The organism is Roseibium suaedae (genome assembly GCF_900142725.1).
Taxonomy (GTDB): Bacteria; Pseudomonadota; Alphaproteobacteria; order Rhizobiales; family Stappiaceae; genus Roseibium; species Roseibium suaedae.
Genome location: NZ_FRBW01000003.1, coordinates 213,590 through 230,723 on the forward strand (window position 1 = coordinate 213,590; position 17,134 = coordinate 230,723).

The following is a 17,134-nucleotide window of genomic DNA, read 5'->3' on the forward strand; positions in this document are numbered from 1 at the left end:
ATGAACACCAGACCGGACCCGGCCTGCATCAGCGACTATGGCGATCTGCTCGACACCTACAAGCCGGTGGCGGGGGTTTCCGATGAGCTGATGGATTCCAGCGGCGCCGTGCGTCCCGTCTGGCAACCGTTCCTGCGCGGCCTGGCGCAGCTGCCGGACGAGGCGCTGGAACTGAGCCTGTCCCGCGGCAACCAGTATCTGCGCGATGCCGGTGTTTTCTTCCGCCACTATGGTCCGGGCGACGACACGGAACGGGAATGGCCGCTGAGCCACGTTCCGCTGCTCATTGACGAAGGCGAATGGGCGGAAATCGCGGCCGGTCTCGTCGAACGGGCGGATCTTCTCGAACAGGTCATGGCCGATGTCTACGGGCCGAACCGGCTCGTGACCGAAGGCCGGCTTCCGCCCTCGCTGCTGTCGGCAAATCCGGAATGGCTGCGGCCCATGGTCGGCGTGCAGCCGCGCGGCGGGCATCACCTGCATTTCGTCGCCTTCGACATCGGGCGCGGCCCGGATGGCCAGTGGTGGGTGCTGGGGGACAGGACACAGGCGCCCTCGGGCGCCGGTTTTGCGCTCGAAACCCGCATGGCGATATCGCGCTGCTTTCCCGGCCTGATGACACGGTCCAATGTGGAGCGGCTCGCAGGGTTCTTCCGCACCTTCCGCGACACGCTGCTCAACATGCGTCCGGACGAGACGAGCCGGGTGGCGATCCTCAGCCCCGGCCCGATGAACGACACTTATTTCGAGCACGCCTATATCGCCCGCTACCTCGGCTTCATGCTGGTTCAGGGGCAGGACATGGCCGTGCGCAACGGCGAATTGATGGTGCGCACTGTAGCGGGCCTGCGTCCGGTCTCGGTTCTCTGGCGCCGGCTGGACTCCGGCTGGGCCGATCCGCTCGAACTCGAGGAAACCTCGCATCTGGGCACGCCGGGCCTTCTGTCCGCCTTGCGGGCCGGCACCTTCACCATGATCAACGCGCTCGGCTCGGGCGTTCTGGAAATGCGTGCGCTGATGGCCTTCATGCCCGGCATCGCCGAGCACTTCAACGGCCGCCCGCTGAAACTTCCGAACATCGCGACCTGGTGGTGCGGCGGTGCGGAAGCAAGAGACTATGTGAAGGCCAACGCGGACCGCATGACGCTCGATGACGCCCTGTCGACACGCCTCCCCTTCGACCACGGCGAGGATGTCGTTATCGGCGGACGGAGGATCGATGGCGGCAAGGTCGAGGCAGAGTGGATCGACGCCCGTGCCGAGAAATTGGCCGCCCAGGAAATCGTCTCGCTCTCCACGGCCCCGGCCCTTGTTGACGGCAAGCTTGAACCCAGACCCATGAGCCTGCGCGTGTTCCTGGCCCGCACCCCGGAAGGCTGGCAGGTCATGCCCGGCGGCTTTGCCCGGATCGGCCACTCCGGCAGCAGCACCGACATTTCCATGCAGCGCGGCGGTTCGGTCTGTGACGTCTGGGTCGTCGCCAAGGAACCGGTCAAGAACGAAACGCTTCTGGAACAGCCGGACAAGCCGTTCCACCGCACCAATCTCGGCGTCCTGCCGAGCCGGGCAGCGGACAATCTGTTCTGGCTGGGCCGCTATGTGGAGCGCGCGGAAGAAAAGATGCGCCTTTTGCGCGCCTATCATCTGCGCCTTGCCGAAACGGACATGGCGGAACTGCCTCTCTCGGCCTTTCTCGCAGAGCATCTTGAAACGCTTGGCCTGTCGACAGACGAGCCGCTACCCGCCGGCCTGATCAACGACATCAATTCCGCGCTTTTCAGCGCCGGCCAAATCCGGGACCGGTTCTCGACCGATGGCTGGAACGCACTTGCGGACCTGCTTCAGACCGCGCAGACCATGGCGCCCCGGCTGAAGCCCGGCGATGATACGGCCCGGGCCATGGGCGTGCTGCTGCGCAAGATCTCCGGCTTTACCGGTCTCGTCCATGAAAACATGTACAGATTCATCGGCTGGCGGTTCCTGACGATCGGCCGGGCGATCGAGCGCACTTGGGCAACCTCCGGCTTCCTTGCCGCTTTCACTCACCCGGAAGCCCCGGAAGGCGCGCTGGATCTTGCGATCGAAGCGGGCGATTCCATCATGACCCACCGGCGCCGTTATGCAGTGTCCACGAGCCGCAACACGGTGATCGACCTGCTTCTGCTCGACGACATGAACCCGCGCTCCGTGCTCTATCAGCTTCATGCCATCAAGGAACACCTTGGCTTCTTGCCGGTCGCCGATGATCAGGGAGCGGCCGTTTCACCGCTGCTCAGATCGGTCATGACCCTGGAGACGTCGCTTGCGGTCTCTTCGCTGGAGGAAATGACCCCGGAACGGCTGCAGGACATTGCCGCGCAAACTGCACAATTCTCTGGTCTGCTGTCCCGATCCTATCTCGGTTAGGTGCCGCCTTGATCTACGACATCACGCTCCGCATCACCTACTCCTATGACAGCATGGCCGACGCAGATCATCAGATCCTGCGCATGACACCGGCTGACCTGCCGGGCGAACAGCGCGTGATCCTGAGCAGCCTGTCGATCCAGCCTCAGCCATCGGAACGGCGGCAGCGCAGGGACTTCTTCGGCAACGGCTGCGTCGACATTGCCTTCAGCGAGCCCGTGGCCGAGACCGAATTCGTGATGAAGTCGCGGGTCGAACGGCAGGAACCCAACAATTTCCTGGATGAGTCGCCGGACCTGGCAGGGCTGACCGCAGAACTGGACAGCCTTCAGTCCGTCGACGGACTGTCTCCTCACAATTTCCGCTTCAACTCCCCGCGCATCGAGCGGGACACGGAAATCGGCGACTGGGCCCGGGCCATTGCCGGGGACGGGCAGTCCGTCCTGGCTATCGCCGATGCGGTGTGCATGGCAATCCATAGCGAGATGACGTTCGATCCGGAAGCGACCGCCGTCGACACACCGGTTCGGGAGGCATTCAAGGGACGCCGGGGCGTCTGCCAGGACTATACCCACATTGCCATTTCCGCCCTGCGCGATCTGGGCATTCCCGCCGGCTATGTCAGCGGCTTTCTCAGAACCATTCCGCCGGAAGGCCAGCCCCGGCTGGAAGGCGCAGATGCGATGCATGCCTGGGTCATGGCCTGGTGCGGCAGTTCCATGGGCTGGGTGGAGTTCGATCCGACCAACGCCATGCGCGCCGGTCTTGATCACGTCGTCATCGCCCGCGGCCGCGACTATTTCGACGTCGCCCCGGTCAAGGGCGCATTGCGCACGGCAGGAACACAGACGACCACCCAGGCGGTGGACATGATCGCGGGCTGATCCCCTATTTAAAGACCAGCCCGCGCTGTTTTCAGATTTTACCCGAGGGGCAGAACCCTAGAACTTGTAGCCGAGCTTGAAGCTGACAGCCTGGCCAACCGCGCTGTCACTGAACTGGCCATCGTAGCGCAGCTTTGCCTCAAAGCCGTTGTCGCCCAGAAGATCCAGTCCGAGACCCAGGGTGGCGGAGACATCCTCCCGCTCCAGGGCCAGCTTGCGCGGGTTGAGACCTGCAAGACTGTCCGGAAGGAAGCTCGTCAGCTGGCTGTCGTTCAACGCAAACCGGGCACCCGCTTCCAGGTAGGGCCGGAAGGTAAAGCCATCCTGCAGCTTGAAATCATGACCGAAGCGCACGGCCGGACGGAAATCAAACAGGGCATGATTGGCTTCCTTCACCTGAAGGTTCAAGGATCCGGCTCCCCGCTCCCGGTAGCCATAGTCATGGATCCAATGTGCATCGAGATCAGCCAGCGGCATGACGTTGAAAGCGCCGAACTCGAAGAGATAGGCCAGACGCAACCGGGCACTGAGCGAGGCGGCCCGCTGATGTGAGGACGCAAAGCTTGTTCCCGCGCTCATATCGATCCGCCGGGTGGCGTCTGCCTCGCTATAGGCGCCGACAAGAGCACCAGCCGCAAGCCATGGCCCGTCGGTGTATTTCAGCACGGCACCTGCAAGATAGCGCTCGCCATCACTGTTGACCGTTTTCCCGTCCAGGGACGTGCCCTGGAACCCGGCAGACACGCCGAGACGCCAAGTGTCGCTCAAGGCTGCCTGATGACCGATGGCAAATCCGGCGCTGCGGCTGGTCGCATTGGTGTCGAAGCTCTTCTCATTCGAGGCAAGCCCCTTGATCCAGGTGCATTCCCCCTCGCGGATCGCAGCAAAACTGCCAGAGGCCATGCCGCAGCTCAGCATGGCCGAGGCTCCGGCACTGGCCGCCGCCGCATGGTTTTCGGAGGTCTGATAATGCTGGGTTGGGTCCAGCGCTTCCAGCTTGGCATCAAGCTCTGCCTGATTGCGGGCATTGGCAACATCCAGCGCCAGCGTGTACAGCCCTGTATCCGCACTCGAAACTGCCACGCCATTCGTCCAGCTTTCAACTGCAGTCTTGATGGTGTTGAGCGCCGTTGCGTCATTGCCGCTGACGCTGGCCCGGCTGAAGTCGAGATCAACCCCAGTCAGCGTCACGTCATTGTTGTCTAAGGAGAGCTGGAAGTCCGTCAGCAGACTGTCAGTGACCTGATCAAGACTGCCGTTGAACGTGTCGGTGTCGATGAGTTTCTTCGGACCGGAAAGAGTGCCGAACCCTGACAGCAACGGGCGCACCTCACCATCCAGGGTAAAGGTGTTGGCGTTGATCGTTGCGGCTATTCCCTTGGCAAGATCGACGGGCAGATAGTGAAGGCCACCGTTCAGGAGGTAGTTGTTGATGCCAGACACACTGCCCTGCACCGTGCCACTGTTGATCAGGGTGAATGATCCGAAATTGCCCCGGATTGCGCCAAAGACGGAGCCGCCAGCGTCGACGACAACCATGCCATGGCCATCCAGCTTGATGGCCGCCTGACTGTCGGAAATCCCGTCTCCCGCCGTAATAACGGATCCAGCGACGTTGACGTAGATATCGTCAAAAACGTCCTGCGCATAGATGCCGTAGCCTTCCCCGCCAATGCCGGTGAAGGACACAAGGCTTGTGCTGTCGACCTCGATGGTCGTGGAAAAGAGATCCTTGGACGTACCGGTCGGGCTTGTGCCGTTGCTGGTCCGAATTGCAGCCGCGCCCGAACCTGAAGCCGTCACAGCCCCTTTAACTTCGACGGCGAGACCCGCGCTATCGCTAGAGGACGGTGTGAAAACGCCATGGCTGTTTGAAGCAATGGCGTAAATGGCGTGAGCCCCTGCGCCAGATGTGCTGATCAAACTGCCGTCGGCCGTTGCCACATTCACCCGGCCCGACGTCCCGTTGCCGGACAGGATCGTCATGCCATTGTCATCTGCATGCACCAGGGCCCCGCCACCGGCGGATTGCGCCAGAATGCCATAGGCATGAGCCCCGGTCGTCTGGATTGAACCGCGCAGGGAAACCGTGACATTTCCGCCATCTCCCGCAGTTGCGGAGCCCGGCTCATAGAATTCGACGGATTCGGTGTTCTGGTCGGCAATGATCGAAAAGCCGCCGCCGCCGCCAACAGATTGCGCGAAAATGCCATGGGATCCAACGCCGCTGGTGCGGATCATCAAGGCGCTGTCTGCCGTCGAATCGCTGACCGTCACCGCCCCGCCGTTCCCTTTGCCGTCATTGGCCAGATGAACATTCACGGGCAGTTCCGTGCCGGTGATCAGTTCACCGGTTCCCGCGATCCCGCCACCGCCGCCGACAGACTGGGCCAGGATGGCAACTGCGTGTTTGCCGGAAGTGGTGATTTCACCGCCCCGGTTCACGGTGACCGTGCCGCCGTTGCTGCCGGAACCGCCGCCACCGCCAAGATGCAGGGACAGACCGACGGGAATGCCATAGACGCCCCCGGAGGACGCCCCGCCAGCCCCGCCGCCGCCGCCAACCGACTGGGCGACAATTCCGTGAGACTGCGCGCCGAAGGTCAGCACCGTTCCTGAACCGGAAATTGTCACCGAGCCGCCCTTGCCACCCGAGCCGCCTGAGCCCCCGAGCGAAAAGGCGAACAACCCGCCCCCCTTGGAAGCATCGCCCTGAGCAGCCGTTCCGCCGCCGCCGCCAATGGACTGGGCAAAGATGCCGTAGGAATTTGCTCCCGACGTCCAGATCGCACCATCACGCGTAACTGAAACCGTCCCCCCGTCCCCGGAGGCCCCTGCGTTGCCGCCAAGGGCCAGCGAAAAGGTCTTCTTGGAAATGCCGGGAATGCTGGGAGAGCTTGCGCCAGAGGTTCCGCCATCCCCACCGCCAGCACCAATTGATTGAGCAAGAATGCCGTTGGAATGATCGCCTGTTGTCCGGATCAGGCCAGAGATGGCATTGGTTGTCGTGTCCGTAATGGTGACAGAACCACCATGGTTGCCCGATCCCCCTGTGCCGCCAATGGCAAGAGACACCCCATAGGTGCCGTAACCAGCTATTGCATAGGAATGCGCCGCACCCCCATTGCCGCCGCCGCCGCCGATGGATTGAGCCAGAACCCCATGGGAATGGCCGCCTAAGGTTTCGATGGTGGAACTTGTGTCCAGAGTGACCGTGACAGCCCCACCTGTTGCCCCCTTGCCGCCATTTCCGCCAACGGCAGCCGAGAACGAATAGGACGTGCCCGGATTGTTGGTGCCCGGTTCGTCCCACGGGACGTTCGGGAATTTCTTCGTCAGCCAGTTGAGGATGCCGTTTCGGGCCTCGGTCGGATTGGGCACGAGGGTCGACAGTGCAATGGTCTGGGCACTTCCGCCAGCCCCGCCACCGCCACCGATGGACTGGGCGACGACGGCACTGGACTCATCCCCTCCGGTCAAAATCGACGAACCGGCCCCGGCGGTGAAATTCACCGAGCCACCGGTACCGCCTGATCCGCCCTTGCCGCCAACCGCGACGCTCGCTGAAACAGCGGTTCCACCATAGGAATCCGAGCCGGAAGACCGGTTGAGGGCAGCTGCAACGGAGAGCGCAGAGACATTGCCGCCAAGACCACCGCCGCCGCCAACGGACTGAAGCACCACACCGAAGGAATTGGCACCGAAAGTCCGGATCGAACCGGTGTTGGTCAGAGAGACCGTCCCGGCGGTGCCGCCAGCCCCGCCACTGCCGCCGACTGCCACGCTGGGCGAAAAGGCCTTGCCGCCGCTGGAGGATGAGCCTGTGGCAACAGATACCGAATAGCTGTGCACGTTGCCGCCATGTCCGCCGCCGCCCGCAACAGACTGGGCAACCACCCCATGAGACTGAGCGCCCTGGGTCAGGACTGTACCGGACTGGGTAACGGTAACGGTGCCGGCATCCGCCCCGCGGCCGCCATTGCCGCCAACACCAACGCCGACAGAAGCCGCAATGCTGCCGAGAGAGGCCGCAACATCCGTGACGTTGCCACCGGAGCCACCGCCTCCCCCGATCGACTGTGCCAGAATACCCAGCGACTGGCTGGACCAGGTAGAAATCGAGCCGGAGTTTATTGCGGTAACCGTGCCGCCGGCCCCGCCGGAACCTCCGCTGCCGCCAATGCCAACGGAAACGGACCCGGCTTGCGGACCGACAGAAGCGGCAACCGTGGTGGAAGAGCCACCGGCCCCGCCGCCACCGCCAATCGACTGCAACAGCATCGCCGTTCCATGACGGCCATAGGTAATCAGGCTGCCCGCATTGGTAACGCTCACAGCGCCACCTTCCCCACCGGAGCCGCCCTTGCCGCCAATGCCAACGGCCACGGCGGCGCTCGGTCCTTCCGGATTGGCTCCGACGGCAACCGACACCACATTGCCGCCCTTGCCGCCGCCACCGCCAATGGACTGGGCCAGAACCGCATAGGAATGGTCGCCCTTGTCCTGATTTTCCGCAAGCTTGGTGACATCCGCAGGCGTCACAGTTGCTCCGGAACTGGTGTCATCGATCAATGGCTGCTGACCGGTGACAATGGAAGCCCCGGCCTGCACTGTGCCGGAGACAGTTCCGCCCTTGCCGCCAGAACCGCCGCTGCCGCCGACGGCAACACTGACCGCGACAGGGCCAAGGGCGACGCTGACCGCGGACCCGCCATGACCGCCGCCACCGCCGATGGACTGAAGCACCAGGCCATCGGAGTTCTGGCCAGATGCGGTAATGCTGCCCGAAACGATGCCTGACACCGAACCGCCGTTGCCGCCGCCGCCGCCCCGGCCGCCAACAGATACACTGACAATACCGATCGCCGTCGCGTTGCCACCCCGGCCGCCGCCGCCGCCAACCGACTGAGCCATAACAGCAGCGGCATTCTTGCCCGATGTCTCTACGGTTCCGCCAATGCCGACATAGACCGTGCCACCATTCCCGCCCTTGCCGCCATCGCCGCCAACCGCAACGATGCCCGTCTCGCTGCCGCCGTCGCCGCCATTTCCGCCCGTGCTGGAGGCGAAGATGCCGGAGGAAGACGCGCCGCTGGTCGTGATCGAGCCCGTCGTGCCAACGGCCACAAACCCGCCGGCATTGCCGCTGCCGCCGTCGCCGGATCCGCCGAACCAGCCACCACCGGACCCGCTGCCGCCGCCGCCGCCAAGGCTTTCGGCGTTGATGCCGGCAGCGTTGGTTCCGGCCGTGATGATCTTGCCGGCGTTGTTGACGTTGACTGCCCCGCCATTGCCGCCAACACCGCCATCATTGCCTGACGAGGCCCAGGACGCGCTGCCTGCGGCCCCGCCCTCACCGCCAATCGACAGCGCCAGGATCGCCGCCTCGTTGGCGGCCATGTTCTGGATGACGCCCGTGCTGTCATTGATGACATAGACACCGCCGCCATTGGCACCGCGGGCTCCCCGACCGCCATGACCGCCGATAGCCCCGCCGCCGGCCTTGCCACCATGGCCACCGTCGCCTCCTGCGGAGGCCACGGTGACCGTTCCGGATGCAGGAAGCCCTTCCGGCACCACAGTGGTCGTGCCGGTGCTGGCAATCACTCCGCTGTTGGTAAACTTCAGATCACCGCCATTTTGCCCTTCATGTCCAGGATGACCGGAGTGGAAGAAGCTGCCATTGCTCCCGTTCGCACCGTCTGTCCCGAAGGATGTGATCAGGACGGCAGGAGAATGGCTGTCTCCCGTCAGGGCACCACGAGACTCAATGTCCACGAGAGGCGCGTAAACAGGACTATCGACGCCTGTCACATTCGCAAATCCGAAAACATTCAGGAAGGAACCGATCAGTCCGGACCTTTGATGGATTGCGTTGATCAGGATGCCAATGAACTTTGCGTTGCTATCTGCTTCCGTCGCGCCTTCGGTGATAATCGTGATCGGGCGGCTTGTGGCCGTGAAAGCAAAATCCTTGTCGATCGCACCGGAAACCTTGAGCGGCCCGACGGTTGGAATGGGCCAGGGTACAGGCAACCAGGGCAATTTGACATAGCGCAGCCCGGCCGGGGTCAATGCGATGTTGCCAAGGGATTCCGGTATTCCCGACTGTAAGGTGTCACCCGTGTGGAGGACGTAGACCAAACGATTGTCGGCATCCAGCTGGCTGGTCACCCACCATTTCGCATCGGCAGCAGCAGGGCTCGAAAGCACGGCGAGCGCGGCAGTTCCAAGCAGCACTTGCCGAAGAGCGGAAAGCCTTTGGCAGGAACGGTGAGAGTTTCCAATCGCCAGCCCATTTGAAAAACCAGCCATCATCGCGTCCCCCGGCAAAACCCAGCAGCCCGGAGGCGGTGCTTCCGAAGCCAGCGTCATAAAATCAAAAAAGGCGATCCGCAGACGTCGAGAGACGAATCCTGATCACCAACCAAGAGATGAACACATTTCCGCCTGAATTGCATTTCCTTTCCGGAAGCTTCCAATGTCTTCTGAACATATCAAACTAAGAAAAACACTTGCTCAAATGCAAACGAGCGAAACCCGTACAACTCTGAGAAAATCAAGAAAAGGAACACGTTTTTCCGAAGACGAAGTGGCATAGACGTCGCAGGAAACCAAAACGGCAGATGGAAAGACCATCCGCCGTCAATTTGTGAAATATCTGGTTCTGTGCCGATTTGCGGGGCCTACTTCCTCGGCACACCCTTTTGCCTCAGCATCCGCTTTTGAGCCGCGATCCGGAACGGGGCATTGGGCGCACCATAGCCACGGTAATTGCCACGGCGCTCCAGAACTTCGAAGAACATGCCGCCGGCAAAAGGCCGGGAATAGATCTGGAAGAACTCCCCTTCCGCGTCCCGGTCATAGAGAATGCTGTGACGTTTCATCAGGGCGAGACGGTCCTCGGCAATGTCAAACCGGCTGACAAGATCCGCATAGTAATTGTCGGGCATCGGCAGAGCCTTGAACCCGGCCGCCTCAAGCGCTGCTGCGCTCGCGAAGATGTCTTCCGAGGCAAAGGCCACATGCTGGACCGGCGCACCGAAACTGTCTGCCAGGAACGAGCCTGCCAGAGTGCGGTGCGTTTCCGCGCCATTGAGGGTGATGCGGAAACCTTGCCCGTCGGCTTCGACCGCCTGGCTGCGCACCAGCCCATCCGGATCGATCACATCCACCATCGGCGATTTGCCCATCCGGAACAGGGACGTATAGAACAGCGTCCAGCTGAGCATCTCCGTATAGGACATGGTCTGGGCCACATGATCGACCCGTTTCAGACCCGCACCGTCACGGGCCGGCTTGTCGATGTGGAACTCCGACGCCCAGACAGACTTCAGCTTGGAAGACCCATCCAGGAAATGCAGCAGGCTGCCGCCCAGCCCCCGGATCGCCGGAATGTCGATCTGGCCTTCGGTCAGCGGCTGCTGGAACGGTTCGGCTCCAAGGGCCGTGGCCCGGGCAACTGTCTCCTCCGCCGAGGCGACCTCGAGACCGATGTCGCAGATGTTGGTGCCATGAACCGTGTAGGTCGTGCCTGCAAAGTCCTTGGCTTCCTGATTGATGATGATGCGGATATCGCCCTGCTGCCAGAGGCTCAGGTTCTTGGAGATGTGCCGTCCGGTTTCGTCAAAACCCAGGGTGGTCAGGAAGTGGCTGAGGTTCCGGGCCTCCTCCCCTTGCGAGGCGAATTCGATGAAGGCCGTTCCGGAGACTTCGACCCGTGCGGGCATCTCCGGCAGATCAATCCGGGTGCCCGGCTCCCTGCGGCGCACATCATCCATCAGGCTGACCAGAGAGCGCAGACCATCCTTGGCAACGGAGGCCGGGCTGCCGCCCCGGAACTGGTCATTGAAGATTTCCAGGCTCACCGGTCCCTGATAACCGGTCGCCGTCACAGCCTGCATGAAGGCGGTGACATCCAAATCGCCCTCGCCCGGCATGTTGCGGAAATGGCGGGACCAATAAAGAAGATCCATCTCGATAAGCGGCGCATCCGCCAGCTGGACGAAGAAGATCTTGTCTGAAGGAATGCGGCGGATCGTGTCCGGGTCGATCTTGCGGCCGAGTGTGTGGAAACTGTCGAGGATCAGGCCGATGTTGGGATGATCCGCCCTTCGGACGATTTCCCAGGCATCCCGGTGATCATTGACATGCCGGCCCCAGGCCAGCGCTTCATAGCCAACGCGAATGCCGCGCTTGGCCGCCCTTTCACCCAATTCACGGAAGTCATCGGCTGCCCGGTCTATGCCGCCGAGCGCCTCCGGATGAAGGGAGGAGCAGAAGAGGACAAGATCGGTGCCGAGTTCCTGCATCAGGTCGAACTTGCGCTCGGCCCGGTCGAAAGCCTTGACCCGCAAGGCACCGGGCAATCCTTCGAAGTCCCGGAAAGGCTGGAACAGGGTGATCTCAAGCCCCTGATCGCGGATCCTCTGGCCCACTTCACGCGGACTGCCCTCGTCGGCGATGAAATCCTGCTCGAAAATCTCGATGCCATCGAACCCGGCGGCAGCGATGGCTTCCAGTTTTTCCCGAAGATTGCCGGGAACGGAAACGGTGGCAATCGAGGTCTTCATGCAGTTTCTCCCGTGTGGATCAGGTCGTGGCGCAGGCTGTCCTCATCGAGCGGCTTGCCTGAAAATAGCTTCCAGGCGTGAACCCCCTGATAGAAAAACAGCTCCCAGCCGGAAATGATAGACAGGCCGTTTGCTGCCGCATCGCCCAGAAACCGGGTGTCGGCCGGCGTATAGACCGCATCGAAGGCCCATTCGGCCCCTTGCATGGCCTCAGCCTCGATCGGGGTCCCCTCATAGCCAACCATTCCGACAGGCGTGCAATTGACAAGACCGGAGACGCCGATTGCGGCCTCCTCCGCCTTGTCCCAAAGACTGACTTTCATCGCGGGCGCTGCCTTGCGGACGGCCTCCGCCATGATTTCCGCCTTGGCCCGGTCCCGGTCGACAAGGCGCAGTTCCGAGGCGCCGAGACCAATCAGTCCGAAGGCAACCGCTCGGCCAACGCCGCCGGTGCCGATCATCAGCACCGCCCCAGGCGCGGCATCCCCACGCACACGGCGGTATGCGGCCATGAACCCGGAATAGTCGGTGTTGTAGCCCTTGGGAGTTCCCTCGCCGAAGATGACGGTGTTGACCGCTCCCATGCCACGCACCAGAGGATCCTCGATAGTCACATGCTCCGTCACCCTTTCCTTGTAGGGATAGGTGACATTTGTGCCCCGGTAGTGTTCGCGCTGTGCCAGAGCGAACACTTCTTCAAAACCGAGCCCCAGGTCTTTCGGCACAAGCCGGATGTAACTGACATCCATGCCATTCTGGCGGCCGGCAAGCTTGTGCAGCAAGGGCGAGCGGGAGGCGGCGATGTTGTCGCCGATCAGCCCAAGCTTCAGAGGTCCGGAAGTGGCCGGATCTTGTGTCATTTGGTGTCTCCTACTGACCCTGGCGCCGTCCAAGAACGGACTTGGCCCTGGACCAGACCGGTGTCTGGGAAACGAAGATCAGAACCACAGCCACAAACAGGGTCAGCGACAGCGGACTGCTGAGAATGCCCCAGGAGAAGCGGCCAAGATCCTCACGCTCGGAGATGATTGCCCGGCGCCAGTTGTCATCCAGAAGGCGGGACAGGATCACGCCGAGGATCACCGGACCGAGCGGATAGCCATAGTGGCGCATGAAGTAGCCGAAGAAGCCGAAACCAAGCATCCAGTAGACATCGGTGATCGAGTTGTTGACCGCATAGGCTCCGACAATCGACAGCAGCAGGATCAGCGGGATCAGGACGGCACGCGGCATCTCCACGATCTTCACGAACAGGCGGATGCCGGTCAGTCCGAACAGCAGCATGAAGAAATTGGCCATGACCAAAGCGCCGACGATGAACCAGAACATGTCCGGCTTGTCGATCATTAGCATCGGTCCCGGATTGAGACCATGGATGAACAGTGCACCGATCATGATGGCGGTTACCGCATCCCCCGGAATGCCGAGGGTCATCATGGGAATGAAGGCACCGCCGACGGCCGCATTGTTCGCCGTTTCAGGAGCAACAAGCCCTTCGATAGCGCCCTTGCCGAAGGGCCGCTCCGGGTTCTTGGTCACGCGCTTGGCATGGTCATAGGCCATCAGCGCTGCAATATCGCCGCCGGTTCCCGGCAGGGCGCCGATCATCACGCCAATGGCGGAAGTCTGAAGCGACAGCGGCAGATGCTTGCGCAGGGTTCCCCAGGACGGGACGATGCGGGTGATCTTCTGGCGGATGGCCGGCAGACCGATATGGTGCAGTTGCAGCAGGGCCTCGGACACGCCGAACATGCCGATCATGACCGCGATGAAGCTGATGCCGCTGCGCATCAGCGGAATGTCAAAGGTGAAGCGTTCGGTGAAGGTCAGCGGATCCATGCCAACCGTGCCGACGGCAATGCCGAAGGCACCGGCGAAGATGCCCTTGGCCAGACTGCCGGTCGACAGCGATCCCACCAGCAGGATGCCGAGCACAGCCAGGAGCATGTAGTCGCGCGGCTGGAACTTCAACGCGAAGTCGGAAACGAAGGGCGCCGCGACGGCAAGCACGGCGATGCCGATGAAGCCGCCGAAGAAGGACATCACCGTGGTGATGCCGATGGCCGTTCCCGCCTCGCCGCGCTGGGCGAGCGGATAGCCATCCATGGCGGTCGCAATGGCGGAAGGCGCCCCCGGAATGTTCAGGAGGATGGCCGTGCGCGCACCGCCATAAACCCCACCCATGTAGATGCCGATCATCAGCGAAATCGCCGGATAAACATCCCAGGAGAAGGTGAAGGAGATCAGGATCGACACGGCCATGGTGACGGACAGGCCGGGAATGGCGCCGATATAGACACCGGCAAAGGTTCCGATGCCGACCAGCAGCAGAAGGTTAGGCTGGGTGAAAACCGTGAAGAAGGCCAGGAGACTGTCCATCATGCCGCTCCGTTGTGAACAAATGCGCGGAAGAACTGGATGATCTCGGCTTCAGGCACGATGCCCACCGGCATCAGGACCGTGAAGACAATGCGGAAAATCAGCCAGATGCATAGAAGGCTGCCGGCAGAGACGGCGAATACAAAGCCCCAGCTCCGGTCGGACAGGAGCCGGATGGAGGCAACCAGGAAAAGCGCGGACGTGGGCAGGAAGCCGAGCGGCTTGAGCAGCACGCCATAGGCAATCAGCAATCCGGTAAAGATGATCACGATACGCGGCAGAATACTGCCCGAGATCGTTTCCTTGGCGAAGGTGTGGAGCCTTGCGGTGCGCACCACCACGACCAGCGCCGAAATCACCATCACCACGGTGGTTGCCATGGGCACGGCACCTGGCGAGGACAGAGCCTCGAAGCCGGCAATGCCATAGGCCGAATAGAGGAGATAGAGACTGGCGGCCAGAAGAACCCCTGCGAAAGCCAGTTCGCCCGGCCTGCGCCGGTCCGGATAACCACCCGGCGTTGCGTCCGACGTTCCGTCGTGGTTGTCGTAGTCTTGATCCTGCATGGTTTTCATCCATCCCAAACTGGCCATCCCAATCTGGCCATTCCAACCTGACAAGTCAGGTGCCAGGACACGGCGTGCCGCCGGTCTCATCCTGCCAGTCTGCCGTCATTCCAGCGCGCTAAAAAAGCGGCGCCGCCCTTCGGTCCGGAAGAGCGGCGCCCTTGTGCATGGTGCAGTAGCGCCTGATCAGGTTCGCCGGTCGGGCCTTACTTAGCCGGACGTGCGATACCGAACTTTTCCGGAGAAGCCTTGGTCAGGCCTGCGTCCTGAAGAAGCCAGGTGGTGTTCTGCTGCCACTTGGACAGGAAATCCTGCGCTTCCTGACCGCTGACACCCATCATGGTGAAGCCGCGGTTGTCCATCAGCGCAACGAACTCAGGGTTCTTCGCACCTTCGGCGTAAGCGGACGCCAGCTTTGCAACAACGTCATCCGGAGTGCCATTGGCGACGAAGACACCGAAGAACGGGCCCCACGGCAGCATCTCGTTGTACTTGTCGTTGAAGGACGTGATGGTCGGGACATCCGGCAGCTTTTCATTGGCGGCAACATCGAAGATCGCGAGCGGCTTCATGTTGCCAGCCCGGATACCTTCGATGGACGCGCCCAGAACAGCCGGCATCACGTCGATCGCGCCGCCCTGAAGGGCTGTCAGAGCCGGGCCGTCACCGTCGTAGGGAACCGCAATCACGTCAAGCTTGCCTTCAACCGTGTTCATCATCGCGGTGATGACGGAGGGCAGACCGCCAGGGCCGGTGGCGCCGAGGCGCAGTTCACCCGGATGCTCCTTGATATAGGCCATCATGCCTGCGTAATCGTCGAAGGGAGCGTCCTTGTTGGCCACCAGGATCGGCGTGCCACGGGCCAGAATGCTGACCGGAATGAAGTCGCTGTAGTCCTTGTCGCCCAGGCCCATGACCTTGTAGAGCAGCGGGTTTTCAGCGCCCATCAACAGGGTGTAGCCGTCAGCAGCCTGACCGGCCACGTAGTTCAGTGCGATCGCGCCAACGCCGCCGGTCATGTTCTGCATGACAACGGTGCCGCCGAGTGCCTTTTCCGCATGCGGGGTCACGGACCGCATCACTGTGTCGGTGGAACCGCCGGCTCCCCACTGGATGATGCCCTGGATTTCCTTGGACGGATAATCGGCAGCGCTTGCTGCGGACGTTGCCATGACCAGCGCGGAGACGGCGCCGATGATAAACTTTTTCATGAGTTCCTCCCTAGAGACCTGAACAGCAAGCTTTCTCCCAAAGCCGCTTTCTAACCCGAGATTTGCTGATCCAGAACCTAACGTCAAATATCAAATTCAATGATCACTTAACTTGATGTTATTTTTCCTCGCCGCTGCGCTCCAATGAAGATGGGCCTCAGTCAGCTCCTTGCGGAACTGCCGGATCCCGTAGTCGGCAAAGTTGGACAGCACCCGCCCCTTCTTGCGAACCACATAGATCGCCACGTCCACCTGTTCCTTCAGAGGTTTCCGGATCACCCCGGGCATATAGACCTCGGCAACGGAGAATTCGTCGATCAGGGCGACGCCCATGCCGTGCCGGACGAGGCTGACAACGGTCTGCGCAAACCGGCCACGCATGCTGTGGCGAAGTGGCAGCTTCTCCTGAAGAAAGGCGCGGGCGACAATGGCACCATAGGGGTCACTTGGATCGATGCCGATCAGCGGCTCATCCTTGAGGTCATGGACCGAGACCTCATCCCGATCCGCGAGCGTATGACCTTCGGGCAGAATGGCAACCACCTTGCCCCTCGCCATCTCCTCGTTCTCGACGCCCGGGTTGTTCACCGGGGAACTCATGATCACGAACTCGCCCCGCTCCAACAGCAGATAGTCCAGCGTCTCCTCGATCTTCAGGATGTTCAGATCGATGAAGAGATCCGGATAGCGCTTGCGAATGGAGCGGATCGCGCGCGCAGCGATGAACTGGGCAACCGACGGCGCGGAGGCAAAGGCGAGGCGCACATCCACGCCCTTTTGAAGGGAATCGAGCGCCACCTGAAGGTTCTCGACCCCTTTGTAGACCTGCCCGATCTGATCAAAGACCGCGCCAGCTTCCACGGATGGAACGAACAGCCCAGCATGACGCTCGAACAGCCGAATGCCGAGGGACTCCTCCGTGTGCTTGATCAGCCGGCTGATGCCGGGGGCCGAAACCCCCAGATGCTCTGCCGCCCCATTGATGGTTCCGCGCAACATGACGGCACGGATCACCTCGATCTGCCTGAGTGTAATTTCCCGCAAGGTCAGCTCCTCCCCGCCTCAAATTAACACCATGTTACGAACCTCGCCAATTCAATAATTGACGTTAAGAT

9 protein-coding genes are annotated in these 17,134 nt (G+C 61.8%); 2 read left to right on the top strand and 7 right to left on the bottom strand.

Annotation, left to right across the window (positions count from 1 at the left end):
• Together BUA94_RS14580 and BUA94_RS14585 are read left to right on the top strand one after the other, a co-directional pair.
• Window positions 1-2,406: a circularly permuted type 2 ATP-grasp protein gene (locus tag BUA94_RS14580; RefSeq protein WP_073014057.1), complete on the top strand. Its 2,406-nt coding sequence runs from the start codon at window positions 1-3 to the stop codon at window positions 2,404-2,406.
• Window positions 2,407-2,414: 8 nt separating this feature from the next.
• Complete coding sequence (locus tag BUA94_RS14585; protein ID WP_073014058.1) at window positions 2,415-3,290, top strand: transglutaminase family protein; 876 nt, start codon at window positions 2,415-2,417, stop codon at window positions 3,288-3,290.
• Between the two features lie 57 nt (window positions 3,291-3,347).
• Here BUA94_RS14585 and BUA94_RS23890 read toward each other — a convergent pair whose 3' ends face one another.
• The 7 genes from BUA94_RS23890 to BUA94_RS14620 form a co-directional block, all read right to left on the bottom strand.
• Window positions 3,348-9,605 (bottom strand): autotransporter outer membrane beta-barrel domain-containing protein, encoded by a 6,258-nt coding sequence (locus BUA94_RS23890; RefSeq protein WP_139251144.1) that lies wholly within the window; start codon window positions 9,603-9,605, stop codon window positions 3,348-3,350.
• Between the two features lie 371 nt (window positions 9,606-9,976).
• Window positions 9,977-11,863 (bottom strand): bifunctional sugar phosphate isomerase/epimerase/4-hydroxyphenylpyruvate dioxygenase family protein, encoded by a 1,887-nt coding sequence (locus BUA94_RS14595; protein WP_073014060.1) that lies wholly within the window; start codon window positions 11,861-11,863, stop codon window positions 9,977-9,979.
• On the bottom strand, window positions 11,860-12,723 hold the full coding sequence (locus BUA94_RS14600; RefSeq protein WP_073014061.1) for a shikimate dehydrogenase family protein: 864 nt from the start codon (window positions 12,721-12,723) through the stop codon (window positions 11,860-11,862). Before BUA94_RS14600 ends, BUA94_RS14595 begins: the two co-directional genes overlap by 4 nt.
• 10 nt (window positions 12,724-12,733) lie before the next feature.
• Window positions 12,734-14,245 carry a tripartite tricarboxylate transporter permease gene (locus tag BUA94_RS14605; protein ID WP_235860606.1) on the bottom strand — a complete coding sequence of 504 codons (1,512 nt, stop codon included), beginning with the start codon at window positions 14,243-14,245 and terminating at the stop codon, window positions 12,734-12,736.
• Window positions 14,242-14,808: a tripartite tricarboxylate transporter TctB family protein gene (locus BUA94_RS14610; protein ID WP_073014390.1), complete on the bottom strand. Its 567-nt coding sequence runs from the start codon at window positions 14,806-14,808 to the stop codon at window positions 14,242-14,244. The genes BUA94_RS14605 and BUA94_RS14610 overlap by 4 nt, the downstream gene beginning before the upstream one ends.
• 206 nt (window positions 14,809-15,014) lie before the next feature.
• Window positions 15,015-16,019: a Bug family tripartite tricarboxylate transporter substrate binding protein gene (locus BUA94_RS14615; protein WP_073014063.1), complete on the bottom strand. Its 1,005-nt coding sequence runs from the start codon at window positions 16,017-16,019 to the stop codon at window positions 15,015-15,017.
• A 96-nt stretch (window positions 16,020-16,115) separates the two neighbouring features.
• Window positions 16,116-17,063 carry a LysR family transcriptional regulator gene (locus tag BUA94_RS14620; RefSeq protein WP_073014064.1) on the bottom strand — a complete coding sequence of 316 codons (948 nt, stop codon included), beginning with the start codon at window positions 17,061-17,063 and terminating at the stop codon, window positions 16,116-16,118.
• Window positions 17,064-17,134: the final 71 nt, after the last annotated feature.

Excerpts from the sequence above, each read along its gene's own strand:
- BUA94_RS14580 (WP_073014057.1), top strand. The coding sequence starts at position 1 with ATGAACACCAGACCGGACCCGGCCTGCATCAGCGACTATGGCGATCTG.
- BUA94_RS23890 (WP_139251144.1), bottom strand. The coding sequence starts at position 9,605 with ATGGCTGGTTTTTCAAATGGGCTGGCGATTGGAAACTCTCACCGTTCC.
- BUA94_RS14595 (WP_073014060.1), bottom strand. The coding sequence starts at position 11,863 with ATGAAGACCTCGATTGCCACCGTTTCCGTTCCCGGCAATCTTCGGGAA.
- BUA94_RS14600 (WP_073014061.1), bottom strand. The coding sequence starts at position 12,723 with ATGACACAAGATCCGGCCACTTCCGGACCTCTGAAGCTTGGGCTGATC.
- BUA94_RS14605 (WP_235860606.1), bottom strand. The coding sequence starts at position 14,245 with ATGATGGACAGTCTCCTGGCCTTCTTCACGGTTTTCACCCAGCCTAAC.
- BUA94_RS14610 (WP_073014390.1), bottom strand. The coding sequence starts at position 14,808 with ATGCAGGATCAAGACTACGACAACCACGACGGAACGTCGGACGCAACG.
- BUA94_RS14615 (WP_073014063.1), bottom strand. The coding sequence starts at position 16,019 with ATGAAAAAGTTTATCATCGGCGCCGTCTCCGCGCTGGTCATGGCAACG.